Raw genomic sequence first — 24,079 nt, 5'->3', positions numbered from 1 at the left:
ACTCAGGCCGGGGTCGGGCCAGGCCGGGGCTCGGCCGGGGTCGGGCGAGGCCGGGGCTGGGCCGTGCCCGGGTGGTCCGGATCCGCCGCGGCCAGCACCGCCGCACGCGTCCGCGGGTCGCCGAGGATGCGGAAGTGCCCGCCGACCGGGACCCGCACGTTCGTCGCTCCGGCGAGCGCACTGCCCTCGGGGATGAGCGTGTCGAAGACGCCGTACACGCTGGTGATCCGGGCGTTCGCGTCGAGCTCCCGTGCGAGGCCGGCGAGCACCGGGTCGCTCGACCGGAATGCCCGCAGGTGCCGGACGGGTGCGAGCCGCGCGTACCCGGAGCCCGCGAACGGCGTCGACACCGCCACCATGCGGTCGATCCGCCCGTGGTCGTCGAGGCGCGTCATCGCGTACTTCCCGATCAGCCCGCCCTTGCTGTGCGCGACGAGCAGGACGTCGCGGAGGTCGTGCTCGTCGAGGTACGCGAGGACCTCCGCCGCGGACTCCGGCACCGGTCGCAGGTTGTGCCGCAGCACCGGCAGCACGTGCACGGGGTGTCCGCGGTCGTGCAGGGCGTCCATGAGCGGACGCATGAAGTGCCAGGTCTCGTAGACACCGGGCACGACGACGACGGGCTGGCCGTCGCCGCTCCGGTAGTCGTCAGCGGTCGTCGGTCCGAGGCTCCGCACCTGCCAGCGGATCGCGTACCACCAGTCGAGGACGGCCCACCGGGTGCGGCGGAGCAGGGAGACGCGGACGGGAGGCGCGGTGCGGTTCGTGTGCGTCCCGTCCGTCCCCGACGTGGTCGCCTCGGTCACCGCAACCCCTCGAGGGTCTGCGCGCGGCGGAACTCCCCCACGAGCCGCGCGAACGCCACCGGCTGGCGCTCCTGCACGTGGTGCGGCCCCGGCAGCTCGACGAACGCACCGCGCGGGGCGGTGGCGGCGACCCGGGCGGACCAGTCGTGGCGTGCGATCGGGTCCTCGGTGCCACGGACGACGAGCACCGGCTGCGCGAGCTCGGCGACGGTGTCCTCGAGCCGGTAGCGGAGCATCGGTCGGAGTTCGGGCACGTACTGCCGCACGCTCCGTAGGTAGTCGGTCACGAGGGCGGCGTTCATCCGGGCGCCCTCGACGAAGCCGTCCCGCCCGAGGTCGAGCGCCTGCGTGAGCAGCCGACGACGACCGGCGGCGATGACCGGGCCGACGAGCACGACCGAGGCGACGACGTCCGGGTGCCGACGGGCCGCCTCGGCGACGACCTGCGTCCCCATCGACTGCCCGACGAGCACGAGGTCCCCGGCCCCGCGGGACCGCACGGCGCGGACGACGAGGTCCCCGAGTTCCGTCATGGTGAGGCTCCGACCGGCCGCCGCGAGCCCGCCGAAGCCCGGCAGGTCGACGCTCACGGTCCGGTGCGTCGCGGCGAGCGCCCGCTGCGACCGTGCGAACGACCGGTGCGACATCCCGATGCCGTGCACGAGCACGACCGTCGGGGCGAGGGCGTCGTGCACCCTGCCGGCCGGCGCGAGGGTGTGCAGGCGCACGGGGAGCCCGTCGATCCGGACGGTCTCGACTCTCGCGCGCACGATGCGAGGCTACGCGGACGGCGCTGTGCACAGTGACGCACCAGCGTCGTCATCGCCCACGCATAGGCGACCGGTCTGTACTCGTCCTCATGACCGAGCGCACCCCCGTGAACCCCGAGTCCCGCGAGTCCCACGACGACGTGGACCCCGCAGCCCACCAGCCCACCACGCCGTACCCCGCCAGCCCAGCCGGCTGGGGCGCCGCACCGACGCCCACATCGACCGCGACGCTCGACGCCCCGGCGCCGGCGCCCGAGCACCCGTACGCGACACCGGCCCCTCCCGCGGGCTCGTGGAACCCGGGCGCCCCGAACGGCGCGACGCCCTGGTACGGATCCGCGGCGACGCCCCGGCGCGGGCGCGGCCCGCGACCGCCGTGGTTCTGGCAGGTGCTGGCCGTCGGGGTCGGCCTCGCGGCACTGCTGGTCGGTGGCGGCATCGGCTTCGCCATCGGACACGCGATCGGCGGCGGCACGAGCCAGTCCACGACGCAGGTGCCGGGCACGAACGGCGGCACGAACCAGTTCCCCGGCGGCGGCACCGGACAGTTCCCGGGCAACGGCACGCAGGGCGGGACCGGGACCGGGACCGGCACCGGCACCGGCACCGGCACCGGCACCGGCACCGGATCGGACACGAGCGGTTCCTCCGCGAACGGCTGAGGGCTACGCTCCGACCATGCGCAAGGTCACCGCTGGACTCTTCACGTCGGTCGACGGCGTCGTGCAGGACCCGTACACCTTCCAGTACGACTCCTTCGACGACGAGCTCGGTGCGGGCATGGGCGCGTTCATGGCCCGCACAGACACCGTCCTCCTCGGCAGGAACAGCTACCTGGAGTGGTCCGAGTGGTGGCCCGCCCACCCCGACGATCCCTTCGGCCAGTGGATCAACCCGATCGAGAAGCACGTGGCGTCCACCACGCTCGGCGACGACCTGGCGTGGGAGAACAGCACCCGGATCACGGGCGACGTCCCGGAGTTCGTCCGAGGGCTGCAGCAGCGGGACGGCGCCGACATCGCGGTGTGCGGCAGCGTCACCCTCGTCCGCAGCCTGCTGTTCGCGGGGGTCCTCGACGAACTGCAGCTGATGGTGCACCCGGCGATCGCCGGCTCGGGCCGCAGGCTCTTCGAGCCGACCGACCCGCCCACGCGCCTGCGCTTGGTCGACAGCACCGTGACGAGCAAGGGCAACGTCGTGAGCACCTACGCACGGCTCGACGCCTGACGGAGGCGCACCGCGCCTCCACGCCGTCGAACGACTGTCCGAACCGCGCGTACCCTCGGTGGTGACCATCTCACCATCCGAGGAAGCCGGAGTCAGCATGCCCCAGGACACCCGCCCGCACGTCGTCATCGTCGGCGGTGGATTCGCCGGTGTCGCGGCCATGCGCGAGCTCGCCGACGCACCGGTGCGGGTCACCCTGGTCGACCGCCACGTCTACAACATGTTCCAGCCGCTCATGTACCAGGTGGCGACCGGTGGGCTGAACGCCGGCGACGTGACGTACTTCCTCCGGAGCCTCCGCGCGAAGCAGAGCAACGCCGAGTTCCGGCACGGGCTGCTGACCGGCATCGACCCGGTCGAGCGGGTCGCCGAGATGTCCGACGGCGAGCACCTGCACTACGACTGGCTGATCCTCGCGAACGGCGTGAACACGAGCTACTTCGGCACGCCCGGCGCGTACGAGTACGCCTACTCGATGTACTCCCGCTCGCAGGCGCTCCGCATTCGCGACGAGCTGTTCACCCGCCTCGAGGAAGCCGCCGCCAACCAGGGCCCCGACGAGATCAAGATCGTCATCGTGGGCGGCGGCGCGACCGGCGTGGAGATGGCCGGTGCGCTCGCCGAACTCCGCGACCAGGCCCTCGTCGGCGCGTACCCGGAGATCGAGCGGGGCAACATCTCGATCACCCTCGTGCACCGCAGCGGCGAGCTCCTCAAGCCGTTCGCCCCGCGGCTGCGTCGGTACGCGGCCAAGGTCCTCCGCAAGCGCGGTGTCGTCCTGCGCCTCAACACCGGCGTCTCCGAGGTCAAGCCCGACGGCGTGATGACGGCCGAGGGCGAGTTCATCCCGGCGTCGCAGGTCATCTGGGCGACCGGTGTGGCCGCCCACAAGGAGGTCTCCGGCTGGGGCATGCCGCAGACCCACGGCGGACGCATCCAGGTGAACGACGACCTCAGCGTGAAGGGCGTCGAGCGGATCTTCTCCGCCGGTGACATCGCCGCGCAGGACGACGCCCTCGCGCAGCTCGCCCAGCCGGCGCTGCAGGGCGGACGGCACTCGGCGCGGCAGATCGTGCGGCTCATGGCGGGCAAGCCGACCGAGCACTTCAAGTACTTCGACAAGGGCACGATGGCGACGATCGGCACGAACGCCGCGGTGGCCCAGCTCCGTGGGGGCATCACGATGGTCGGGCCCGTGGCCTGGGCGGCGTGGGTGGCCGTGCACATCGCGTCGCTGCTCGGCAACGGCAACCGGCTGTCGACGCTGTCGCACTTCTTCGTGCGGTACCTCTGGTTCATGCGGAAGCGGGCGATCCCGATCGTCGGCGACGTCCGGCCCGTGCGGCCGAACGGCGACCGCGAGCCCGAGCCCTGGCAGATGCAGAAGGCGGAGTAGGCGCGCGGGGGCGCCGCGCGCCCTGCGCGCGCCGCGGGCGCCCCGCGCCCCGCGCGCGCACTTGGTGAGCAGAAACGGTCGGGTCCGGAGACGGGACCCGACCATTTCTGCTCACCAAGGGCGCGGTGGTCCGGACCGGCGACGGCCTGGAGGCGCGGGGCGGGGCCGCCACGCGCCTCCAGGCCGTCGGTGGGTCGCGCTACGCCACCCGCACGTCGGAGTAGGCGCCGGCGGCGATGTCCTCGAGCAGCCCCGGCCCGGTGGGCTCCCACCCGAGGAGCTCGCGCGTGGCCTCGGACGTCGCCGACATCTCCATGCCGAAGAACTGCCCGATGAACCCGAAGTGCGACAGCGCGTCCTGCGGATCGATCGAGGTCACGGGCAGCCCGAGGGCGTCGCCGATGGCCTCGGCGATCGCCCGGGTCGGGATCGCGGTCTCGGCGACGGCGTGCAGCTTCGTGCCCGCGGGTGCGTGCTCGAGGCCGAGCCGGACGAGCCGAGCGGCATCGGTGACGTGCACGGCGGCCCAGCTGTTCGTGCCGTCGCCGATGTAGCCGGACTCACCCCGCTCCTGGGCGGCGGCGACGATCGCGGCGATGAAGCCGTGGTCGCCGGTGCCGTGCGTGGTCGGGCTGAAGCGGGCCGCGATGGTCCGCACGCCCTGGTCGACGAAGTCGAACCCGCGGTTCTCGCTGCCGCCGCGCATGCTGTCCGGGCCGACGAACGGGTTGGGGTCCGCCTCGGTCGAGGGGCGCCCCTGTGCGAGTCCGGCGACGCCCGAGGCGACGACGAACGGCCGATCGGTGCCGACGAGCGCCTCGCCGATGGTCTCGACCGCGGCGCGTTCGCTGGCGTTCGTGGCGGCCGGGTTCGCCCAGTCGTGCTTGTTCGCGAGGTGCAGGACCCCCTCGGACGCGGCGGCCCCGCGGCGGATGGCGTCGAGGTCGTCGAGGTCACCGCGGACGACGGCGACGCCCTTCGCCTCGAGCGCGGCGGCCGACGAGTCGGAGCGGGCGAGGCCGGTGACGGTGTGTCCGGCGGCGAGGAGCTCGTCGACGGTGTGGGAGCCGATCCATCCGGAGGCCCCGGTGACGAACACGTGCATGTGCTTTCCCTTCGCAGGTGTCCACGGCGGTGATGTCATGAACTGACATCACCGTAGCATTCGATGTCAGTCGCTGTCATCAGTAGACTGCGGACATGGCGAGATGGCAACCCGGGACCCGTGAGCGGCTGCAGGCCACTGCCCTGCAGCTCTTCGCGGAGCAGGGGTACGACGAGACGACGGTCGCCGAGATCGCCGCCGCGGCCGAGGTCACCGAGCGCACCTTCTTCCGACACTTCGCCGACAAGCGCGAAGTGCTGTTCGCCGGGCAGGACGACTTCCTCGGCATGTTCACCACCCCGATCGAGGCAGCACCAGCCGGCACCCCGCCCTTCGACCTCGTCCGGCTCGCGCTCGACGCCAGCGGCGCGTTCTTCCCCGACGAGCGCCGCCCGTGGTCGCGCGCACGCCAGGGCATCATCGACGGCAACCCCGCACTCGGCGAACGGGAGCTCGGCAAGCTCGCGACCCTGAAGGTCCGACTGGGTGAGGTCCTGCGCGACCGCGGCGTCCCGGAGCCCGCCGCGACCATCGCCGCCGAGACCGCCGTCACCGTGTTCCACCTGTCGTTCGCGCAGTGGATCGCCGACGACGAGGACCGCCCGTTCGCCACCATCGCCCACGAACGACTCGACGCCCTGACGACCCTGGTGCACCCCGGTCGTTGAGACGGCTCTTACCTTCCGCGAGCATCATGTAACGATCCGGTCACGGCCCGACGGCCCGTGACCCCATCGACAGCATCGCGCAGGAGGCGTCCGTGGCCATCACCACGACCTCGCCGGAGCGGACCCGCACGACATCCGCACCGGCCGACACCGACGGCAGGCACGCACGACCGACGCCCCCGCCGCCGCTCACGAACCGTGCTCCGGCGCTCGACGGGCTCCGGACGGTCGCGATCCTCATCGTGATCCTCTACCACCTGCACGTGCCGCAGTTCGAGGGCGGGTTCATCGGCGTGACGGTGTTCTTCGTGCTCTCCGGGTTCCTCATCTCGACGCTGCTCCTCGGCGAGCACCGCCGCACCGGGCGCATCCGGCTCGGCTCGTTCTGGACGAAGCGACTCCTCCGCCTCTACCCGGCACTGCTCGCGCTCGTCATCGTCGGCCTCGCGCTGTGGAACTGGGTCGGCGACTACAAGGGCGCCTCGTTCTCCCCCGGCGAGGCGGCGTTCATCGCACTGAGCTACACCGGCAACCTCTTCCGCTCGTACTGGGACACCACGCAGGGCGTCTTCGCGCACACGTGGAGCCTGTCGATGGAGGAGCAGTTCTACCTCGTCTGGCCCCCCGTCCTCGTGCTCCTGTTCGCACTGCGGTCGCGTCGGCGCTGGCTGATGACCGGGCTCGGCGTCGTGATCGTCGGTGCCGCAGCGGCGTCGTGGCTGAGCTACCGGACGCCGAACAGCGGCGCGACCCCGGACGTGTACTTCTCCCCCGTGCTCGGCGTCGTGCCGCTGGCGACCGGGTGCCTGCTCGCACTGCTCCTCGACGACGAGCGCTTCCGGACGTGGGCCTCCGGGATCGCCGGGCACGTCGGCACCTGGCTCGGCATCGGCCTGCTCGCCGCGGTGCAGTTCTGGATCGACGACGACTGGACGCAGCACGCCTGGTCGTTCGGCGTCGTGCTCCCGGTGACCGGGCTGATCTCGGCGCTGCTCATCGGTGGGCTGGTGTCGGTGCGGTCCCCGCTGTCGGCCGCGCTCGCGTGGACGCCCGTGTCGTGGTTCGGTCGTCGCGTGTCGTACTCGGCGTACCTGTGGCACCCCGTGGTCATCGCGCTGCTCGGCACGTTCGCTATCGGGGCGTGGGGCTCGGTGTGGCTCGTGGGGGCGGCGCTGCTGGTCGCGGTCGGGGCGGCCTACGCGGTCGAGGTGCCGGTCGAGCGACTGCAGAAGCGGTTCCGTGAGGCCCGGCGACTGGTCGCCGCGGACCGGTCCGCGCGCGAGACGGCGGACGCGACCGCCTGACGGACGGGAGGCGCGGGTCGGCCCCGTACCGCGCCTCCCGACCCACGGTCTGCCGGACGCGACACGACCGACGGTGCGTGCACCGCGCCTCCCGACCCGCGGCCTGCCGGACGCGCGAGGACCGACGGCGGCCGCACCGCGCCTCCGGGGTCCGCGTCAGCGGGTGCGACGGCTGCGTCCGACCAGCAGTCCGACGGCGCCGACCACGAGCACCAGCGCGACGACCACCGGCAACCGGAAGGCGAGCTCGGTGACGATCCCGGCGACGCCACCGCCGCCGAGGAGCACCCGACCGGCGATCCCGAGCACGGCGAGGACGACGATCGCGCCCGAGGCCACCACGACCGCGGCCTCCGACCGAGCGACCGGTGGCATCCGACGCGGTGTGCTCCGTCGCCACCACACCACGGCCGCGACGACGAGCCCGAGCAACCCGAGCACGCTCGAACCGTCCTGCACGCCGGCCCAGACCGGGTAGGCCGCCGGGCCCTCGCGGAGGAACGGGATCGCCTGCACCGCCCACCCGGCCTGGTGCGAGAACGCGTCCCACACGACGTGCGTCACGCTCCCGACGAGACAGGCGACGACGACCGCGACCGCCCGGCGGACCGGCCGGTCCCCGGCACGCGGAGGGGCCGACCAGCTCGCCGGCAGCCGCTCGCGGACGCCGGGCACCGCCTCCGCCCACGCCGGCCGCACCAGGTACCACCAGGCCACGAGGACGACCAGCGCGACCACCAGGTCGATCGTCACGACGCCCACCCACGAGTGCGCCACGACGTAGGGCGGCAGGAACGGCGCGAACAGGACGGCGTCCGGCGCCATGGCTCCGACGGCGACCGCCGCGACGGGCAGCGGGGTCCGGCGGGCGGCCAGGGCGACGACCGCGTGGCTGACGGTGAAGGGCACGACCCCAGCATCGCGGACGGCCCCGGTGGAGCGCTTCGGTCGAGCGGATGACCCCGGGTGCCGATCGGCTGGGTGGGCGCTGCGTCGACCGTCCGTAGGCTCGGGCCGTGACCACGGAGCGCGTCGACGTCCTCGTCGTCGGCGGTGGGCCCGTCGGCCTCTTCGCCGCGGCGATCCTCGCGGCCCGCGGGCTCGAGGTCGTGGTGTGGGAACGGCGCGAGGGTGCGCCGACGGGCTCTCGCGCGATCGGGATCCACCCGCCGTCCCTCGACGCGTTCGCGGCGATCGGGCTGGACGGGCCGGTCCTCGCGGAGGCCGTCCGGGTCCGCCGAGGGGTCGCGCGCAGCCGTGGCCGGGAGCTCGGCGCCCTGACGTTCGACCACGCGTCGGCCACGCACCCGTACGTCGCGACGCTCGACCAGCACCGGACCGAGGCCCTGCTGCGGGAGCGTCTCGCCGCGGCAGCGCCGGACGCGCTCCGGACCGGCACGGTGCTCTCGGCGCTCGAGCGGCACCCGGACCACGTCGACGCGGTCGGGACCGGCCCCGGCGGCGCGGTGGCCGTGCGGGCCCGGTTCGTCATCGGGGCGGACGGCTCGCGGAGCACCGTGCGGGACCTGCTCGGCATCGCCACCACCGGTCGCGACTACCCGGACCGCTACGCGATGGGGGACTTCGCCGACGTCGAGGACCCCGCTGCCCGGACGGACGCGCTCGTCGACGTCGGACCGGCCGGCGTGGTCGAGTCCTTCCCGTTGCCCGGCGACCGTCGTCGGTACGTCGTGCTCCTGGCGTCCTCGGACGATCCGTCGCCGAGCGCGGCGGACCTCGCGGCGATCGTGGCGGCACGCACCGGTGTCCGGCCGGACCCGACGTCCTGCAGCATGCGCAGCGGGTTCGGTGTCCGACGCCGGGAGGCCGAGCGGGTCGGCGTCGGCCGTGTCGTCCTCGCCGGGGACGCGGCGCACGAGATCAGCCCGATCGGCGGGCAGGGCATGAACCTCGGGTGGCTCGACGCGGCCGAACTCGCGCCGCTCCTCGTGGAGGCGGTCGCATCGGGCAGCGCCGGCCCGTGGCCGGAGTACGCGCGGCGGCGGCAGGCGGTCGCGCGACGGGCGGCGCGGCAGGCGGAGGTGAACATGGCGCTCGGGCGTCCGTTCGGCCGTCCGCTCGGCAGGGTGGGGGCGGCCGGACGGGAGGCGCTGCTCCGGACGGTCCTGTCCCTCCCGACCGCGGATGCGCTGGCCGGTGTGTACGCGATGCGGTGGGCGTGACGGGTCGCGGGAGCGCGGGGGCACTGCTGCGTGCGCGCTGGCTGGTCGCGCGGGCGGGGCGCGGGGGCGCCGGTCAGGCGACCAGGCGGGCGCCGGCGAGGCCGAGCTCGACGACGAGCACGAGCGACGACGCGATGACGAGTCGGAACAGCACCCGCGATGCCCGCCCGGCCAGCACGAGCCGCACCCCGAGGCCGGCGAGCGCGACGACCACGACGGTCCCGAGCACCGCGAGCACCACCCCCGCGCCCCGGACCGGATCGTCCCCGAGCACCTGACCACCGAGCACGAGCAGCGCCGCCACGACGAGCGACCCGAACGCCGTGACGCCCGCGCCCCGGAGCCCGAGCCGGTGCGGGAACCCCCGGACCCCGGTGGCCGCGTCGTCGACCAGGTCCGGCAGCACGTTCGTGCAGTGGATCGCGACGCCGAACACCGCCCCCGTCGCGATCGCCCACCACGCCGGCCAGTCGCCGTCCGGCCCGGCCGAGACCGCCACGACCGGGAGCAGCCCGAACGCGACCACGAACGGCACGACGGACCAGACCGACCGCTTGAGCCCCGCGTCGTAGGCCCACCCCGCGGCCACGAGCACGAGGTGCGTGACGGCGGCGACCGGCCCGAGCAACACCGACAGGACGACGGACGCCCCGGCGGTACCGAAGGCCGCGCGACGGACCGTGCCGACGGCGATCGACCCCTGCGCCACGGGCTTGTCCGACCTGCCGACCGCCCGGTCGCGATCGGCGTCGATCCAGTCGTTCGCGAGCCCGATCGAGAGCTGCCCGGCGACGACGGTCAGGGCGACGAGGACGACCGTCCACCACGCGTGCCCGACCGCCACGGCGATGACCGTCGCGAGCACGGTCACGGTGACGGTGGGCCCCGGGTGCGACGACGCGAACAGCAACCGTGCGGTCGAGGCCCTGCCGGTGTCGCTCACGTCGTCAGCGTACGCAGGGCCGGCTTCAGGAGCGTGCCGGGACCTCCGCGCCGAACCGGTCGACGAGCTCGCGCTTGAGCACCTTGCCGCTCGGGCCGAGGGGCAGCGCGTCGAGGACGTGCACCGCCCGGGGGTACTTGTAGGCGGCGATCTCGGCGGCGACGAAGTCGATCAGCTCCTGCGGCGTCGCCGTCGCCTCGGCACGGAGCACCACGGCGGCCTCGATCTCCTGCCCGTGCAGCTCGTGCGGCACGCCGAACACCGCGGCCATCGTGACGTCGGGGTGGGTCGCGAGGACCTCCTCCACCTGCCGCGGGTACACGTTGTAGCCGTTGCGGATGATCATGTCCTTCGTCCGGTCGACGATCGTCAGGTAGCCGTCGTCGTCCTTCGTCCCGAGGTCACCCGTCCGGAACCACCCGTCGACGATCGCGGCGGCGGTGTCCTCGGGACGGTCGAGGTACCCGTTCATGAGGTTGTGCCCGCGGATGACGAGTTCGCCGATCTCGCCGTGGGGCAGCATCACGATCGCGTCGTGCTGCTCCGGGTCGGCGATCTCGACGTCGACGCCCCACACCGGGGTGCCGATCGTGCCGGGGCGTGGCGGCCGTCCGACGTGGTTGAAGGTCGCGACCGGCGAGGTCTCGGTGAGGCCGTAGCCCTCGTGGATCGGCGCGTCGTAGACGTCCTGGAACCGCTCGAGGACCGCCAGGGGCAGCGAGGCGCCGCCGGAGATCGCGTACCGCAGCGTCGGACGGGCATCGGAACGGGTCGCCGCGTCGAGCAGCGCCATGTACATCGTCGGGACGCCCATGAAGATGCCGCACCCGTGCTCGACCATCGCGGCGAGCGCCGTGTCGCCGTCGAACTTCGGCAGCATGACGATCGTCGCGCCGACCCGGAAGCCGGTGTTCATCGTGCAGGTCTGCCCGAAGGTGTGGAACAGCGGCAGGGCCCCGAGCAGGACGTCCCCGCGGTGCATGTCGAACGTCGTCATCAGGTTCGTGTTGACCTGTTCGAGCAGCGAGAAGTGCGACCCTTCCGCACCCTTGGGCTTGCCGGTGGTGCCGCTCGTGTAGAGGATCGTCGCGGTGTCGAACGGGTGCCGGGGGACGTAGGTGTCGAGCGGCTCCGCCTGCTCCGCGAGCGCTTCGAGCCGGTCCGGGGAGTCGGCCGGGGCGAGCACCGTCACCACCTCGACCTCGGCGAGCTCGGCACCGGCCGCGCCCTCACCGAGCAGCGGTGCGGCGCAGACGAGCAGCGCGGCGCCGCTGTCGCGCAGGACGTACTCGATCTCGCGTCGCTTGAGAAGCGCGTGCACGGGGACCGCCACGGCGCCGAGCGCGAGGGTCGCGTAGTAGACCCGCGGGAAGTCCTCGACGTTCGGGACGAGCATCGCCACACGGTCGCCCGGTCCCACGCCGCGGGCCCGCAGCGCACCGGCGTACGCGAGCGTCTGGCTCCAGAGCTCGGCGTAGGTGGTGTGCCGGTCCCCGACGATGACGGCGACGTCGTCCGGGTACCGCGCTGCGGACTCGGCGAGGATCGCTGCGACCGAGGCGGTGGCGCTGGTGTGGTGGGTGGCGGTCATGACCGGTCTCCGTCTCCGTCGACGACTCCGTGGACGACTTCTCGGCCCGATCCTACGGCCGCGGTCGCTCCCGGATCCGGCCCCCGTTCAGGCGGGAGCCCGCACGCCCAGACGTCGCCGACCCACCACGCCCGACGCCAGCGCGATGCCGAGCAGCACCACGAGTCCCCCGACCGGCTCGTTCCACCGGACGTGCTCGCCGAGGACCAGCACGCCGAGCACCACCCCGACCACCGGCGTCAGGTAGGTGACCGTCGAGGCGCGACCCGCTCCCCACGCCTGCACCAGCCGCGTGTTCCAGGCGTAGGCCAGCCCCGTGCCCACGCACCCGAGCGCGACCATCGCCCCCACGATCCTCCAGTCCAGCCGTACCGGACCCGTGGCGATGACGGGCGCGACCAGCAGGAGCAGTCCGGAGGCCAGCGTCAGCTGCACCGTCGCGAGCGTGACCGGGTCGTACGCGCTGCCGACCGCCACCCGGCGCAGGTACGCGAGGCCGATGCCGTAGCACGCGGTCATCCCGAGCAGCGCGACCTGCCCCGGCACGCTCGCCAGGACCTCCGGGTCCCCGATGACGTTCCACGGACCGACCAGTACCAGGACGCCGACGATCCCGAGCACGATGCCCGCGACCTGCCGTCCGCGGAGCCGCTCGGACGGCACGAGCACCGCGAGGGCCGCCAACGTCATGATCGGCGTCGTCGCGTTGTAGATGCTCGCGAGACCGGACGGCACGGTCTGCTCCGCCCACGCCATGAGCGACGACGGCACCGCGTTGAGGAACACCGACACCACGAGCAGGTGTCCCCAGACCCGTGGCTCCCGCGGCCAGCGCCGGCGGGTCGCGAGCAGGACCGCGACGAGCGTGAGCGCGCCGAGGACCGTGCGCACCGTGGCGACCTGCTGCGGTGCGAGCCCGTCGAGCCCGATCTTCGCGAACAGGAAGCTCGAGCCCCAGGTCAGTGCCACGAGGAGGTAGAGGACCGCGTTCATGTCGCCTAGTGTCGACATCCTCGGCGCATGCGGCAAACGCATGTCGCTCATGAACGGATGAGGAAGACGCATGACCGTCTCGGTGCCCCAGCTGCGCGCGTTCGTCGCCACCGTCGACGCCGGCTCCTTCACGGGCGCGGCGTCCACGCTCGGCGTCGGGCAGTCCGCCGTGTCGCACGCCCTCGCGGGGCTCGAGCGCGAGGTGGGCGGTCCGGTGGTCCGGCGCGGGGCGGCCGCCGTCACGACGCCCCTCGGCGACCGTCTGCTGGCCCACGCCCGCAGCGTGCTCGCCTCCGTCGAGGCCCTGGAGGCAGTGGTCCGGCCCGCCACGGCGCGCGGCACCGTGCGCCTCGCGGCCGTCCCCACCGTCTGCCAGGGCCTGCTGCCGCGGCTCCGCGAGCTGTGGGCGGTGACGCTGCCGGACGTCGACGTGCAGGTCTACGAGGGCGACGACGACGAGATGCCCGAGTGGCTCGAGGCCGGCACGGTCGACGCCGCCGTGCTCGTCGACCCGACGCCGGTGCCACCGGGCGGTGTGGTCGTCGCGCAGGACGAGATGGCCGCAGTGGTCCGCCGCGACCACCCGCTCGCCGACCTCCCCGCGCTGACGCTCGACGACCTGCACGAGGACGGCCTCGTCGCGGGCGGTGGCGGGTGCGAGCACCAGATCCAGCGGCTGCACGAACTCGACGGGCAGCCGTTCCGGTACGCCCACCGGGTGCGGGAGATGAGCACCATGTTCGGGATGATCGAGCGGGGCGAGGGCGTGTCCATCGTGCCGACGCTCGGGCGGGTGATGCTGCCGCCGGACCTCGTCATGGTGCCGATGGCCCGGCGACTCTCACGGACGCTCGTGCTGAGCGGGCCGACGTCCCGCGAGTGGCACCCGCTGGCGAGGGCGCTCGTCCACGCGGTCTGACCCGGTCCCGCAGGTTGCATTTGCAAGTGCAACCGCCGTACGGTGGCAGTGGACTGCACACCGCAGCCGTACCGACGAACGGAGGCCGCCATGCACGCCGTGACCACCACCGGTCGAGCGGTACCGATCGACGAGGTCGCGCGGCACGAGGCGGCGGACGTCGTGTCCGCAGCCGGCGACCGACGGGTGACCGCCGTCACGATGGCGCTCGACGACGGCTCCTCGATCGCTCTCCCCAGCAGACTCGGCACCTTCCTCGCCGACCTCGTCGAGAGCATGGCCGGCGGCGCAGCCGTGTCGACGAGGGTGCTCCCCGACGAGATGACCACGACCGTCGCGGCCGACGTGATCGGGGTCTCGCGGCCGACCCTCGTGAAGATGATCGATCGCGGCGAGATCGCGGCGCACCGCGTGGGTACGCACCGGCGCCTCCGACGCGACGACGTCCTCGCGGCGCGCGCTGTACGACGGCGCGTGCGTCAGGCCGCCGCACAGGAGCTCCTCGAAGCAGGCGAGGCGTTCGACTGACACCGCGCGGACCGCTACGGTGTGAAATGTGATGCTCCAGCGGGTGTTCGTCGACGCGAACGTGCTCTGCAGCAGGACGCTGCGCGACTGGACCTGCCTCCTCCGGCTCCGCACCGACGGGATGTTCCAGCTGCACACGACGGAGGACGTGCTCGCCGAGACCGTCCGGACCCTCCGCCGGAAGCACCCCACGCTCCCGGGCGGGGCGGTGACCCGACTGCGCGCAGCGGTCCTCGGCGCGGTGGACGAGCTCGTCGAGGACTTCGACGCCACGGTGGCGTACGGCGGACCGGACCCGGACGACCGCCACGTGCACGCAGCCGCCGAGGCATGTCGCGCCCACGTCCTGCTCACCGACGACCGGGGGTTCGCCTCGGACGACGCCGCGAACGACGAGGTGTACCGCTCGGACGACTTCTTCGTGCTCGTGGACGACTCGGCACCGGCGGCGGTGCGTGACGTGGTGCGTCAGCAGACGCGCTACTGGGCATCACGTCCGGACGAGAAGCGTCGCGGGCTCGCCGACGCGCTGCGCGACGCGGGGTGCCCCGCGTTCGCCGCCCGGGTCGAGTCACACCTGCGGGTCCTCGCCGGCGGGGAACGGCCCGCACCGGAGCGCATCCGCTGACCCGGTACGGAGGCGACACCGGCAGGATGGGACGATGGCCGAGACGCACGTGAAGACCTTCGCCTCCCCCGACGAGGCCGCCGCCGAGGCAGCCGGTCTGGACTGGCTCGCCGAGGCCGAACCCGACGGCGGCACCCGGATCGCCCGCGTGCTCGGTCGACCCCGCCCGACGGTCATCGACCTCGAGCTGATCCCGGACGGTTCGCCGTCGACACGGCAGGCCGAGCGGTTCGGCCGGTCCCTGGCGCACACCCACGCCGCGGGCGCTGAGCACTGGGGCGCGCCGCCGTCCGGCTGGCCGACGGGCACGCCCCTGCGGATGGGACGCTCCCGCACGCCGTTCGTCGCCGCGGCGGACGCACCGGCGACCTGGGGCGAGTTCTTCGCGGAGTACCGGATCCGCGACTTCGTCCGCCGCATCGTCGACGCCGGCGGGTTCGACCACGCCCAGGCAGCGGTGTTCGACCGGGTCGCCGACCGGGTTCAGGACGGGACGCTCGGGTCCCCGCAGCCGAAGCTCGTCGGGGACCGGCCGGCGAGGCTGCACGGCGACCTCTGGGCGGGCAACGTGCTCTGGCCGACGGAGGCGGAGCCGGTCGACGGGACGACGCCCACGGGAGCGGTGCTCATCGACCCCATCGCGCACGGCGGGCACGCCGAGACGGACCTGGCGCTCCTCGGGCTCTTCGGACTCCCCCGGCTCGAGGCCGTGCTCGCCGCCTACGACGCCGAGTCCCCGCTCGCCGCCGGGTGGCAGGAGCGGGTCGAGCTGCACCAGCTCGCGCCGCTGCTCCTGCACGTGTTCCTGTTCGGCGGCTCGTACACGGGGGCGGCCCTGCGCGCGGCGCAGCGGTACGCGTGAACTGCGCGCCGCGCGTCTTAGGGCGCGCATAGCCGACGCAGGGTGACAGTCGGGGAACGCCCGGAATCCTCACTGCCATGACCACGTACCCGATACCCGTGACCGATCGACGCGAGACCGCGCGCACCGACGCGCGGGATCGGCGCCGCAAGCCCGTCGCCCGCCTGTTCCTCGGCGAGCGCGAGGACGCCCGCTGGCTCCGGCCCGCGTTCTGGGCGCTCCTCGCCGTGACCGCCGTGGTGTACCTCTGGGACCTCAGCGTCTCCGGGTACGCGAACAGCTTCTACGCCGCCGCCGTGCAGGCCGGCACGAAGTCGTGGGAGGCGTTCTTCTTCGGCTCCCTCGACTCGTCGAACTTCATCACGGTGGACAAGCCCCCGGCCTCGCTGTGGGTGATGGTGCTGTCCGCCCGGCTGTTCGGCTTCTCGAGCTTCAGCCTCCTGCTCCCCCAGGCCCTCATGGCCGTCGGGTCCGTCGCGCTCGTGTGGGGCACGGTCCGCCGCACGCTCGCCCGGCTCGGGGCCACCACGGCGAACGTCGGCGCGCTGCTCGCGGGCTTCGTCGTCGCGGCGACCCCGGCCGCCGCGCTGATGTTCCGGTTCGACAACCCGGACGCGCTGCTCGTCCTCCTCATGACCGCCGGCGCGTACTGCACCGTGCGGGCGCTCCCGAGGGGCAGCTGGAAGTGGATCGCCCTCGCCGGGGTCGCCCTCGGGTTCGCCTTCCTGACGAAGATGCTGCAGGGGCTGCTCGTCCTGCCGGCGTTCGGCCTCGTCTACCTGTTCGCCGCTCGCACCACCTGGGGCAGGCGCGTCGTCGGCCTGCTCGTCGCCGCCGGGTCCCTCGTCGTCGCCGCCGGCTGGTGGGTGGTCGCCGTGTGGCTGTGGCCCGCCGAGTCCCGCCCCTACATCGGCGGCTCGACGAACAACACCGTGCTCGACCTCGTGTTCGGCTACAACGGCCTCGGTCGGATCTTCGGCGGCTCGGGCAACGGCGGCGGAGGCGGCGGCATGACCGGCGGCACCGCGGGCGGTTCGTTCGGCGGGTCGACGGGTCTGAACCGGCTGTTCTCGTCCGAGATGGGCCTGGAGATCTCGTGGCTCCTGCCCGCCGCACTCATCGCGCTGATCGTCGGCCTGGTCGTCGTCGGCCGCCGTCACCTGGCCGACCCCGCCCGCGCCGGACTCGTGCTCTGGGGTGGCTGGCTGCTCGTCACCGGACTCGTCTTCTCGTACATGTCCGGCACGATCCACCCGTACTACACGGTCGCGCTGGCCCCGGCGATCGCCGGGCTCGTGGGCACCGGCGGCGCGCTGCTCTGGCACGCACGGGAGCGCTTCACCGGCCGCATCGGCCTCGCCGCCATGATCGGCGTCACGGCCTTCTGGGGCTGGTGCCTGCTCAACGAGAACCCGACGTGGCTGCCCTGGCTCCGCTGGGTGATGCTGGCCGGCGGCCTGCTGTCGGCAGCGCTCGTCGTGATGGGCAGCGTGCCGTCGCTCCGCAGGCTCGTCACGATCGGCGTCCTCGCCGGCACCCTGTTCGGGCTCAGCGGCACCACGGCCTACGCCCTCGCCACGACGACCGTCGCGCACTCCGGTTCGATCCCGAGCGTCGGTCCGGCGGGCAGCAGCTCCGGTGGGATGGGCGGCGGTGGCACGGGTGGCATGCCAGGAGGCGCGGGTGGACCCGGCGGATCGACCTCCGACTCCGAGACTGGCGGCTCCAGCACCGACGGCGGCTCCCAGCAGGGTCCCGGCGGGACCCCGCCGGAGGGCATGACCGGCGAGGCGCCCGGCGACTCCGCCGGTGGCACCGCCGAGGGATCGACCGACGGCGTCCCGAGCGGCATGGGCGGTGGCGGGTCGACGACCTCGTCGGCGTTGCAGAAGCTGCTCGAGGCGTCCGACGCCAAGTGGGCCGCGGCCGTCAACGGCTCGCAGTCGGCAGCACAGCTCGAACTCGACACCGACACCGCCGTGATGGCGATCGGCGGCTGGTCGAGCGACCCGGCGCCGACGCTCGCCGAGTTCCAGGCGTACGTCGCCGACGGGGACATCGGGTACTACGTGTCCTCCGGCTCGGGCGGCGGCGGCATGGGCGGCGGATCGTCCACGGCGTCGGCCATCCAGGAGTGGGTCGCGGCGAACTACGAGTCCACGACGGTCGGCGGCCAGACCGTCTACGACCTGAGCAGCACGAAGTGATCGACGACGAGGGCGCGGTGGATAGGCTCGCGGACGTGACCGGGCAACCGCTGCAGCGCACCGACGGCTCGCCCGTCCGCGCCCTCGTCGTCGACGACGAGCACGCCCTCGCGGACGCCGTCGCCCTCGCGTTCGCGGGCGACGGCTGGGAGGTGCGGGCCGTGCACCGCGGGCGCGACGTGCTGTTCGCCGCCCGGGACTTCCGACCCGACGTGGTCGTCCTCGACGTGATGCTCCCGGACATCGACGGGTTCGAGGTGCTCGAACGCCTCCGAGACGCCCGGGACGACGTGCGGGTGCTGTTCCTCACGGCGCGGGACGCCCCCGAGGACCGGCTCGCCGGACTCACGGGCGGCGGCGACGACTACCTGACGAAGCCCTTCGGCATCGACGAGCTGCTCGTCCGGGCGCGGATCCTGGCCCGGACGTCGCCCCGGGTCACGGCCGTCGGGAGTCCGGCCGCGACGAGCGTCGGCGACCTCCGGCTCGACGAGGACGCCAGGACGGTCACGCGCGCCGGTGAACCGATCGACCTCACCCCGACCGAGTACGAGCTGCTGCGGCACCTCGTGCGGAACGCCAACCGCGTGCTCTCCCGGGAGCAACTCCTGGCGAACGTCTGGGGGATGGACTTCGGCACGTCGTCCAACCTCGTGGACATGTACGTGTCGTACTTGCGGAAAAAGCTCGACGCCGGACGCGAGCCGATGCTGCAGACCGTCCGCGGAGCTGGGTACGTGCTCCGGCCGACGACGTGAGCCGACCGCGGACGGCGAGCCGCGCCTCCCGGGCCCGGAACGGCACCGACCGTCGGCGGCGCGTGCCGTCGCTGCGGTGGCGGATCGTGGCGGCCGTGGCGCTCCTGCTCGTCGCGACCAACGTCGTCGTCGGAGCGGTGACGGTCGTCGCGTTCCGCGGGTACCTGGTCGACCGGCTCGACGCGGAACTCGCGACCGCGGCCGAGCGGACCGTCGGCGGACCGGACGGCGAACGGCCACCGCCCCCGTCGACCGGTACCGGCTCCGGCTCGGACCCGGACAACGCGTTCATCGGCGCTCCCGGACAGTCCGCCGGCACCGTCGTCGCGATCCTGCGGGACGGCGCGACAGTCCTCGGCGGGTACACGGACAGCAGCGGCCGGCAGCACGGGCTGTCGTCGGCGCAGGAGGCGACCCTGTCGCGCATCGCCAGCGACGGCGACCCCGTGACGGTCGACCTGGGGAAGCTCGGCACCTACCGGGCGCAGGCCGTCGGCGACGACGGCGACGTCTTCGTGACCGCGCTGCCGCTCGGTGACCTCGACGCCGCCATCGCCCGCCTCCTGCTCGTCATCGGTGTCGTGACGGTCGTCGGGCTGCTCGTCGCGGCCTGGGCGTTGACCCTGCTCGTCCGGCGATCGCTCCGCCCGCTCGAACGGGTCGCGGCCGTGGCGTCCGACGTCACCGAGCTCGACCTGGAGCGCGGCGACACGGACATCCCGGTGCGGGTCTCGGCCGGGGACCTCGCGGCGAACCGCGAGGTCGAGCAGGTCGGCACCGCGCTCAACCGCCTCCTCGGTCACGTCGCCCGGGCGCTCACGGTCCGACGCGAGGCCGAGACGGGCATGCGGACGTTCGTCGCCGATGCCTCGCACGAGCTGCGGACCCCGATCGCGACCGTGCGGGCGTACGCCGAGCTCTCGGCGTCGTCGGACGACCCCGACGCGGTCCGCCGCAACGTCGACCGGATCGGGCGCGAAGCGGTGCGGATGGGCGACCTCGTGGAGGAGCTGCTCCTGCTCGCACGGCTCGACGCCGTCGCCCTGGCGTCCGGCCCGGCACCGGCGCGCGAGCCGGTCGACCTGACGTCGATCGTCGTCGAGGCGACGATGGACGCGCGCGCGACCGCACCCGGGCACCGGTGGACGTTGCAGGTGCTGGACGACCACCCGCTCGTGGTGTCCGGGGACGCGGCGCAGCTGCGCCGGGTCGTGACGAACCTGCTGGCGAACGCGCGGACGCACACGCCGGAGGGCACGTCCGTGGTGGTCTCCCTGCAGCGGACCGGCGACGTCGTGCGTCTCGTGGTCGCGAACGACGGACCGGTCATCCCCGCCGAGGTGCTCCCGACGCTGTTCGACCGGTTCACCCGCGGCGAGGCGTCACGGTCCCGCGAGCACGGCACGAGCGGCCTCGGGCTGGCGATCGTCCGGGCCGTCGTGACTGCGCACGACGGACTCGTCCGGGTCGCCTCGGAGCCGGGACGGACGGCGTTCACGGTCGATCTGCCGGGTCGGACACCGGACGCCGGCTGACCGGGCTGGTTCGCTCGGGAGCGGCCGAGCAACTAGGTTCGGACGGTGCCCTCACGACTGTCCGCACTCGCCGGTGACCTCCGCATCCGGGCAGGAGTGGCGGCCGTGGTCCTGCTCTGGGCCCTCTACCAGTGCTTCTGGAACATCGGCGGGCCCAACATCACCGGCGACGAGGACATCTACCTCCGCGCCGGGTGGCAGTACGTGCACGGCGACTTCTCGTTCAACCGCGAGCACCCCCCGACCGCGAAGTACCTGTTCGGTCTCGCGCAGCTCGTCGCCGGGCAGGGGCCGATCGGTCCGCGCGTGCTCGTCGCCCTGCTGACCTTCGGCGTCGGCGTCGCGCTGTACTGGTGGCTGCGGCGCGAGATCGGCTACTGGGGCGCCCTGCTCGCAGCTGCCCTCTGGTGGCTGACGCCGCGCGGTGGTGCCGGTCCGCGCGTCGACCGTCTGGCACTGCTCGACCCGGTGATGACCGCGTTCGCGGTGCTCGCCGTGGCCACGGCGTGGGTGTGGATGCGCGGCGACCGGTGGTGGCTCGCGCCCGTGTCCGGTGCACTGATGGCCCTGTCGGTGACGTCGAAGGTCTCCACCGTGGTGCTGCTGCCGGTGTTCCTGCTGCTGCCGGTGCTGTTCCGGGCATGGCGTCGCCTGCTCGTCGGCGGCGCGACGTGGGCGGCCGCGTTCGGGCTGGTGTTCGTCGTGTCGTACGTGCCGATGGGGATCCGGTCCGCGATCCGGTACATGATCGAGTTCCAGGAGGGGCAGAACACCACCGGGCACCCGATCACCATCGGCGGCACCGTCTACCGGTTCGCCCCGTGGTGGGCGAACCTGCACTTCATGGAGGCCGGCACGGGGGTGCTGCTGCTCGTCGTCCTCGCGGCCGGGGTCGTCGCGGCGCTGGCGATCCGGGCCGACCGGCTCGTCGCGTACGTCGGCATCGCCCTGGCGCTGCTCGTGGGCTTCTACGTGGTCGTCGCGAAGATCGCGCTGCCCACGTACTACTCGGCGTGGATGCCGTTCCTGCTCGTCCTGGCCGCGATCGGGCTGGCGCGACTGCCGCGTGTGCCGGTGCGGCGGGCGGTCCCGGTCGCGACGGCGCTGTCGCTCGTGCTGGTCGTCTCGCTCGTCGTGCCGTCCGTCCGGCTCAGCCAGGACATCGCGCGCCAGCACCCGACGGGCATCGCGCTGCTCGGGGACTACCTCGAGGAACAGCACGTGCCGGACGGCAAGATCCTGTTCGTGTCGGCGACCCCGGGGCTCTTCGTGCCGTACGTCGCCGAGCGCGGCACCACCCGGGCCGACCAGGGGCCGTACGTCGCGATCGTGGTCGGGAACGACCGACGCTTCCCGCCGTCCGGTGCCGTGACGCAGCTGTTCGACTCGGAGCGGTCGCGGTTCTCGGTCGCCGAGGTCGGCGGACTCCAGGTGTGGCTGCCGAAGGACGGCCGGGTCGTCCTGCAGTCGGGAGCGCTCACCGTCCAGGGCTGACCCGCAGCTCGGCTGCCGGTGGGCGCGCGGCTGGCAGCTCGGCAGCCGGTGGGCGCGTGGCCGGCGCGGAAGCCGTCGGTGCCGTCGGTGCCGTGGCACACTGGACGGGAACGGACGGGGGCCCGCATGCCGAACGACTTCGCACGACTGCCGGAGCGGCCGCGCGCCGACGACCTCGTGGTCGAGGTGCCCGCGTTCGAGGACGACCGGCCCCAGCCCGAGCCCGCGCCGCCGGCCGCGGCCCCGGAGCTCGTCGCGGCGACCGAGTTCGCCCGGACGTCGCACGCGCCGGCCACGATCCGGCGGACGCAGGTGCGCGCCGGGGTCTGGATCGCGGGCGTCCCCATCGCGGTGCTCGTGGTCATCGCGGTCGTGCAGGTGCTGTTCGCGCGCTGACCCGCTGCGCGCTGTCCGCTCCGTGCTGCACGGCCACGGGTGCGCGCTGTCCGCTCCGTGCTGCCCGGCCACGGGTGCGCGCTCTGACGACGACTGCTCGTGGTCCACCGTGCGCAGTCGTCGTCGGACTGCGCACGGTGGCCGCCCGCGCGTTCTTAGACGCGGCACAGCAGGCTGCTGCGGTCCCCGTATGCCCGGTCCCGAGCATGTGCGGTATGACGGAGACGAACCACACCCTCGACATCGACATCGTCGTCCCCTGCTACAACGAGCAGGACACGCTCGCCGCCCACGTCCGCCGCTTGCACACCTTCTGCCGGACGTCGCTCCGGAACACCTGGCGCATCACGATCGCGGACAACGCCTCGACCGACGACACCGCGCGCATCGCCGACGACCTCGCCGCGATGCTGCCGGACGTGCACGCGGTGCACCTGCCGGAGAAGGGCCGGGGCCGTGCGCTCAAGGCCGTCTGGGCAGCGTCGCCGGCCACCGTGCTGGTCTACGTCGACGAGGACCTCTCCACCGACCTCGCCGCGCTCGAACCCCTCGTCGCCCCGCTGCTGTCCGGGCACTCGGACGTGGCGATCGGCACCCGGTTGGCAGGTTCGTCACGTGTGGTGCGCGGCGGGAAGCGCGAGTTCATCTCCCGCTCCTACAACCTGCTGCTCCGCACCACGATGGGGGTGTCCTTCTCGGACGCGCAGTGCGGCTTCAAGGCGATCACCCGGCAGGCCGCGGAACACGTCCTGCCCCTCTGCGAGGACGACGCGTGGTTCTTCGACACCGAGCTGCTCGTGCTGGCCGAGCACGCCGGACTGCGGATCCACGAGGTCCCGGTCGACTGGGTGGACGACGTGAACTCGTCGGTGCACATCGCCTCGACCGCGACCGAGGACCTCAAGGGGATGTGGCGGGTCTCCCGCGGGCTCGCGACCGGACGGGTGCCGATCGGCGCGGTGTACGACGCCATCGGCCGCCGTCCGTTCACGCCGCCGCACGTCGGGATCGTCGGGCAGGTGCTGCGCTTCGGGGCGATCGGCGTGCTGTCGACGATCGCGTTCGCCGTGCTCTACGCCCTGTTCCGCCCGGCGATCGGTGCCCAGACCGCGGACTTCCTGGCGCTCCTGGTCACCGCGATCGGCAACACGGCGCTCAACCGACGCTTCACGTTCGGGGTGCGGGGTCGTGCCGGCGCAGGGCGGCACCACGTGCAGGGGCTGGTGGTGTTCGGGATCGCGTGGGCGATCACGTCCGGGTCGCTGGTGATCCTGCACTCGGCGGCACCGGGATCGTCGCACGGTGCGGAGATCGTGGTGCTCACGGCCGCGAACCTCGTGGCGACGCTGGTCCGCTTCGTCCTGTTCAAGGCGTGGGTGTTCCGGTCCCGGCGTCGTCCGGAGCTCATCCGCCCGGGCACGACCCCGGCGGCGGACGCGAGCACGGCGGCGACCGAGCCGATCGCGGTCGACGAGCGCCACGCCGCCTGACGCCGGCGGCCCGGCCGCCCCGCGGCCGCGCGCTCGCACAACCGAAGTCACTCCGCGCCACGGGGATCCGCGGCGCGGAGTGACTTTCGTTGTGCGGAAGCGAACCGCGCCGCACGCCGGCCGCACCCGCGCCGCACGCCGCGCCGCACGCCGCGCCGCACCCGCGCCGCACACCCCCGCCGCGCCCGCGCCGCGCACCCCGGCCCCGCGGTGTTGCGCGGGCGGTATACCGCGCCGTAGCATCGCCTCACCGCACCACAACCCCACAGGGCCCGA

Annotated in this window: 23 protein-coding genes; 16 read left to right on the top strand and 7 right to left on the bottom strand. The window is 73.4% G+C overall.

All coding sequences use genetic code 11. The annotated features are described in order from the left end of the window. Positions 1–2: 2 nt before the first annotated feature. Both ACIPEP_RS02615 and ACIPEP_RS02610 read right to left on the bottom strand, forming a co-directional pair. Positions 3–806, bottom strand: a complete 804-nt coding sequence (locus ACIPEP_RS02615) for an esterase/lipase family protein (RefSeq protein ID WP_402716410.1) — start codon at positions 804–806, stop codon at positions 3–5. Next, a complete protein-coding gene (locus ACIPEP_RS02610; RefSeq protein WP_402716409.1) occupies positions 803–1,576 on the bottom strand; it encodes an alpha/beta fold hydrolase in 774 nt (257 codons plus the stop codon). The genes ACIPEP_RS02615 and ACIPEP_RS02610 overlap by 4 nt, the downstream gene beginning before the upstream one ends. Positions 1,577–1,665: 89 nt before the next feature. Between ACIPEP_RS02610 and ACIPEP_RS02605 the strand changes: the two genes are divergently transcribed. The 3 genes from ACIPEP_RS02605 (at position 1,666) to ACIPEP_RS02595 (ending at position 4,199) form a co-directional block, all read left to right on the top strand. Then, entirely contained in the window at positions 1,666–2,238 is a 573-nt protein-coding gene (locus ACIPEP_RS02605; RefSeq protein ID WP_402716408.1) for a hypothetical protein, read from the top strand. 16 nt (positions 2,239–2,254) lie between these two features. Next, the gene (locus tag ACIPEP_RS02600; protein WP_070418076.1) at positions 2,255–2,803 is read left to right on the top strand and encodes a dihydrofolate reductase family protein; all 549 of its coding nucleotides are present in this window, start codon (positions 2,255–2,257) and stop codon (positions 2,801–2,803) included. 61 nt (positions 2,804–2,864) lie between these two features. Then, positions 2,865–4,199 (top strand): NAD(P)/FAD-dependent oxidoreductase, encoded by a 1,335-nt coding sequence (locus ACIPEP_RS02595; protein WP_229086779.1) that lies wholly within the window; start codon positions 2,865–2,867, stop codon positions 4,197–4,199. Between the two features lie 199 nt (positions 4,200–4,398). On the opposite strand, the gene ACIPEP_RS02590 is transcribed toward ACIPEP_RS02595, so the two are convergent. After that, positions 4,399–5,304 carry an SDR family oxidoreductase gene (locus ACIPEP_RS02590; protein ID WP_402716407.1) on the bottom strand — a complete coding sequence of 302 codons (906 nt, stop codon included), beginning with the start codon at positions 5,302–5,304 and terminating at the stop codon, positions 4,399–4,401. Between the two features lie 95 nt (positions 5,305–5,399). Between ACIPEP_RS02590 and ACIPEP_RS02585 the strand changes: the two genes are divergently transcribed. Together ACIPEP_RS02585 and ACIPEP_RS02580 are read left to right on the top strand one after the other, a co-directional pair. After that, positions 5,400–5,972, top strand: coding sequence for a TetR/AcrR family transcriptional regulator (locus tag ACIPEP_RS02585; protein ID WP_070418073.1), 573 nt, complete (start codon positions 5,400–5,402; stop codon positions 5,970–5,972). A gap of 92 nt (positions 5,973–6,064) precedes the next feature. Then, entirely contained in the window at positions 6,065–7,276 is a 1,212-nt protein-coding gene (locus tag ACIPEP_RS02580; protein ID WP_402716406.1) for an acyltransferase family protein, read from the top strand. 156 nt (positions 7,277–7,432) lie between these two features. Here ACIPEP_RS02580 and ACIPEP_RS02575 read toward each other — a convergent pair whose 3' ends face one another. Beyond that, the gene (locus ACIPEP_RS02575; RefSeq protein WP_402716405.1) at positions 7,433–8,185 is read right to left on the bottom strand and encodes a DUF4184 family protein; all 753 of its coding nucleotides are present in this window, start codon (positions 8,183–8,185) and stop codon (positions 7,433–7,435) included. A 107-nt stretch (positions 8,186–8,292) separates the two neighbouring features. Between ACIPEP_RS02575 and ACIPEP_RS02570 the strand changes: the two genes are divergently transcribed. After that, the gene (locus ACIPEP_RS02570) at positions 8,293–9,459 is read left to right on the top strand and encodes an FAD-dependent oxidoreductase (RefSeq protein ID WP_402716404.1); all 1,167 of its coding nucleotides are present in this window, start codon (positions 8,293–8,295) and stop codon (positions 9,457–9,459) included. A gap of 73 nt (positions 9,460–9,532) precedes the next feature. On the opposite strand, the gene ACIPEP_RS02565 is transcribed toward ACIPEP_RS02570, so the two are convergent. From ACIPEP_RS02565 to ACIPEP_RS02555, 3 genes are all read right to left on the bottom strand, one after another. After that, positions 9,533–10,402, bottom strand: coding sequence for a UbiA family prenyltransferase (locus tag ACIPEP_RS02565; RefSeq protein WP_402716403.1), 870 nt, complete (start codon positions 10,400–10,402; stop codon positions 9,533–9,535). A 25-nt stretch (positions 10,403–10,427) separates the two neighbouring features. Next, complete coding sequence (locus ACIPEP_RS02560; protein WP_402716402.1) at positions 10,428–11,993, bottom strand: long-chain fatty acid--CoA ligase; 1,566 nt, start codon at positions 11,991–11,993, stop codon at positions 10,428–10,430. 87 nt (positions 11,994–12,080) lie between these two features. Next, entirely contained in the window at positions 12,081–12,986 is a 906-nt protein-coding gene (locus ACIPEP_RS02555) for a DMT family transporter (RefSeq protein WP_092385905.1), read from the bottom strand. Positions 12,987–13,056: 70 nt separating this feature from the next. On the opposite strand from ACIPEP_RS02555, the gene ACIPEP_RS02550 reads away from it, so the two are divergent. From ACIPEP_RS02550 to ACIPEP_RS02505, 10 genes are all read left to right on the top strand, one after another. Beyond that, a complete protein-coding gene (locus ACIPEP_RS02550) occupies positions 13,057–13,905 on the top strand; it encodes a LysR family transcriptional regulator (protein WP_402716401.1) in 849 nt (282 codons plus the stop codon). Between the two features lie 90 nt (positions 13,906–13,995). After that, positions 13,996–14,433: a helix-turn-helix domain-containing protein gene (locus ACIPEP_RS02545; protein ID WP_402716400.1), complete on the top strand. Its 438-nt coding sequence runs from the start codon at positions 13,996–13,998 to the stop codon at positions 14,431–14,433. Between the two features lie 31 nt (positions 14,434–14,464). Then, positions 14,465–15,061, top strand: a complete 597-nt coding sequence (locus ACIPEP_RS02540) for a putative toxin-antitoxin system toxin component, PIN family (RefSeq protein WP_402716688.1) — start codon at positions 14,465–14,467, stop codon at positions 15,059–15,061. 34 nt (positions 15,062–15,095) lie between these two features. Further along, entirely contained in the window at positions 15,096–15,923 is an 828-nt protein-coding gene (locus tag ACIPEP_RS02535) for a fructosamine kinase family protein (RefSeq protein WP_402716399.1), read from the top strand. Between the two features lie 77 nt (positions 15,924–16,000). After that, a complete protein-coding gene (locus ACIPEP_RS02530; protein ID WP_402716398.1) occupies positions 16,001–18,130 on the top strand; it encodes an ArnT family glycosyltransferase in 2,130 nt (709 codons plus the stop codon). A gap of 35 nt (positions 18,131–18,165) precedes the next feature. Further along, complete coding sequence (locus tag ACIPEP_RS02525) at positions 18,166–18,888, top strand: response regulator transcription factor (protein WP_402716397.1); 723 nt, start codon at positions 18,166–18,168, stop codon at positions 18,886–18,888. Beyond that, positions 18,885–20,423: a sensor histidine kinase gene (locus ACIPEP_RS02520; protein WP_402716396.1), complete on the top strand. Its 1,539-nt coding sequence runs from the start codon at positions 18,885–18,887 to the stop codon at positions 20,421–20,423. The genes ACIPEP_RS02525 and ACIPEP_RS02520 overlap by 4 nt, the downstream gene beginning before the upstream one ends. A 45-nt stretch (positions 20,424–20,468) precedes the next feature. Further along, positions 20,469–21,917 (top strand): ArnT family glycosyltransferase, encoded by a 1,449-nt coding sequence (locus ACIPEP_RS02515; protein ID WP_402716395.1) that lies wholly within the window; start codon positions 20,469–20,471, stop codon positions 21,915–21,917. Positions 21,918–22,043: 126 nt separating this feature from the next. Continuing rightward, positions 22,044–22,313 (top strand): hypothetical protein, encoded by a 270-nt coding sequence (locus tag ACIPEP_RS02510; RefSeq protein ID WP_071302863.1) that lies wholly within the window; start codon positions 22,044–22,046, stop codon positions 22,311–22,313. Positions 22,314–22,519: 206 nt separating this feature from the next. Then, a complete protein-coding gene (locus ACIPEP_RS02505) occupies positions 22,520–23,803 on the top strand; it encodes a bifunctional glycosyltransferase family 2/GtrA family protein (protein ID WP_071296098.1) in 1,284 nt (427 codons plus the stop codon). Positions 23,804–24,079 lie beyond the last annotated feature (276 nt).

Origin of the sequence: Curtobacterium sp. NPDC087082, from assembly GCF_044745045.1 — a bacterium.
Lineage (GTDB): Bacteria > Actinomycetota > Actinomycetes > Actinomycetales > Microbacteriaceae > Curtobacterium.
Note: the sequence above shows the minus strand (reverse complement) of the source record. Positions and strands in the feature narration are given on the sequence as shown.

Bases quoted from the DNA above. Each gene is read 5' to 3' on its own strand.
- ACIPEP_RS02605 (WP_402716408.1), top strand. From the start codon at position 1,666: ATGACCGAGCGCACCCCCGTGAACCCCGAGTCCCGCGAGTCCCACGAC.
- ACIPEP_RS02505 (WP_071296098.1), top strand. From the start codon at position 22,520: ATGTGCGGTATGACGGAGACGAACCACACCCTCGACATCGACATCGTC.
- ACIPEP_RS02585 (WP_070418073.1), top strand. From the start codon at position 5,400: ATGGCGAGATGGCAACCCGGGACCCGTGAGCGGCTGCAGGCCACTGCC.
- ACIPEP_RS02545 (WP_402716400.1), top strand. From the start codon at position 13,996: ATGCACGCCGTGACCACCACCGGTCGAGCGGTACCGATCGACGAGGTC.
- ACIPEP_RS02590 (WP_402716407.1), bottom strand. From the start codon at position 5,304: ATGCACGTGTTCGTCACCGGGGCCTCCGGATGGATCGGCTCCCACACC.
- ACIPEP_RS02550 (WP_402716401.1), top strand. From the start codon at position 13,057: ATGACCGTCTCGGTGCCCCAGCTGCGCGCGTTCGTCGCCACCGTCGAC.
- ACIPEP_RS02510 (WP_071302863.1), top strand. From the start codon at position 22,044: ATGCCGAACGACTTCGCACGACTGCCGGAGCGGCCGCGCGCCGACGAC.
- ACIPEP_RS02600 (WP_070418076.1), top strand. From the start codon at position 2,255: ATGCGCAAGGTCACCGCTGGACTCTTCACGTCGGTCGACGGCGTCGTG.
- ACIPEP_RS02530 (WP_402716398.1), top strand. From the start codon at position 16,001: ATGACCACGTACCCGATACCCGTGACCGATCGACGCGAGACCGCGCGC.
- ACIPEP_RS02560 (WP_402716402.1), bottom strand. From the start codon at position 11,993: ATGACCGCCACCCACCACACCAGCGCCACCGCCTCGGTCGCAGCGATC.
- ACIPEP_RS02540 (WP_402716688.1), top strand. From the start codon at position 14,465: ATGCTCCAGCGGGTGTTCGTCGACGCGAACGTGCTCTGCAGCAGGACG.
- ACIPEP_RS02555 (WP_092385905.1), bottom strand. From the start codon at position 12,986: ATGAACGCGGTCCTCTACCTCCTCGTGGCACTGACCTGGGGCTCGAGC.
- ACIPEP_RS02535 (WP_402716399.1), top strand. From the start codon at position 15,096: ATGGCCGAGACGCACGTGAAGACCTTCGCCTCCCCCGACGAGGCCGCC.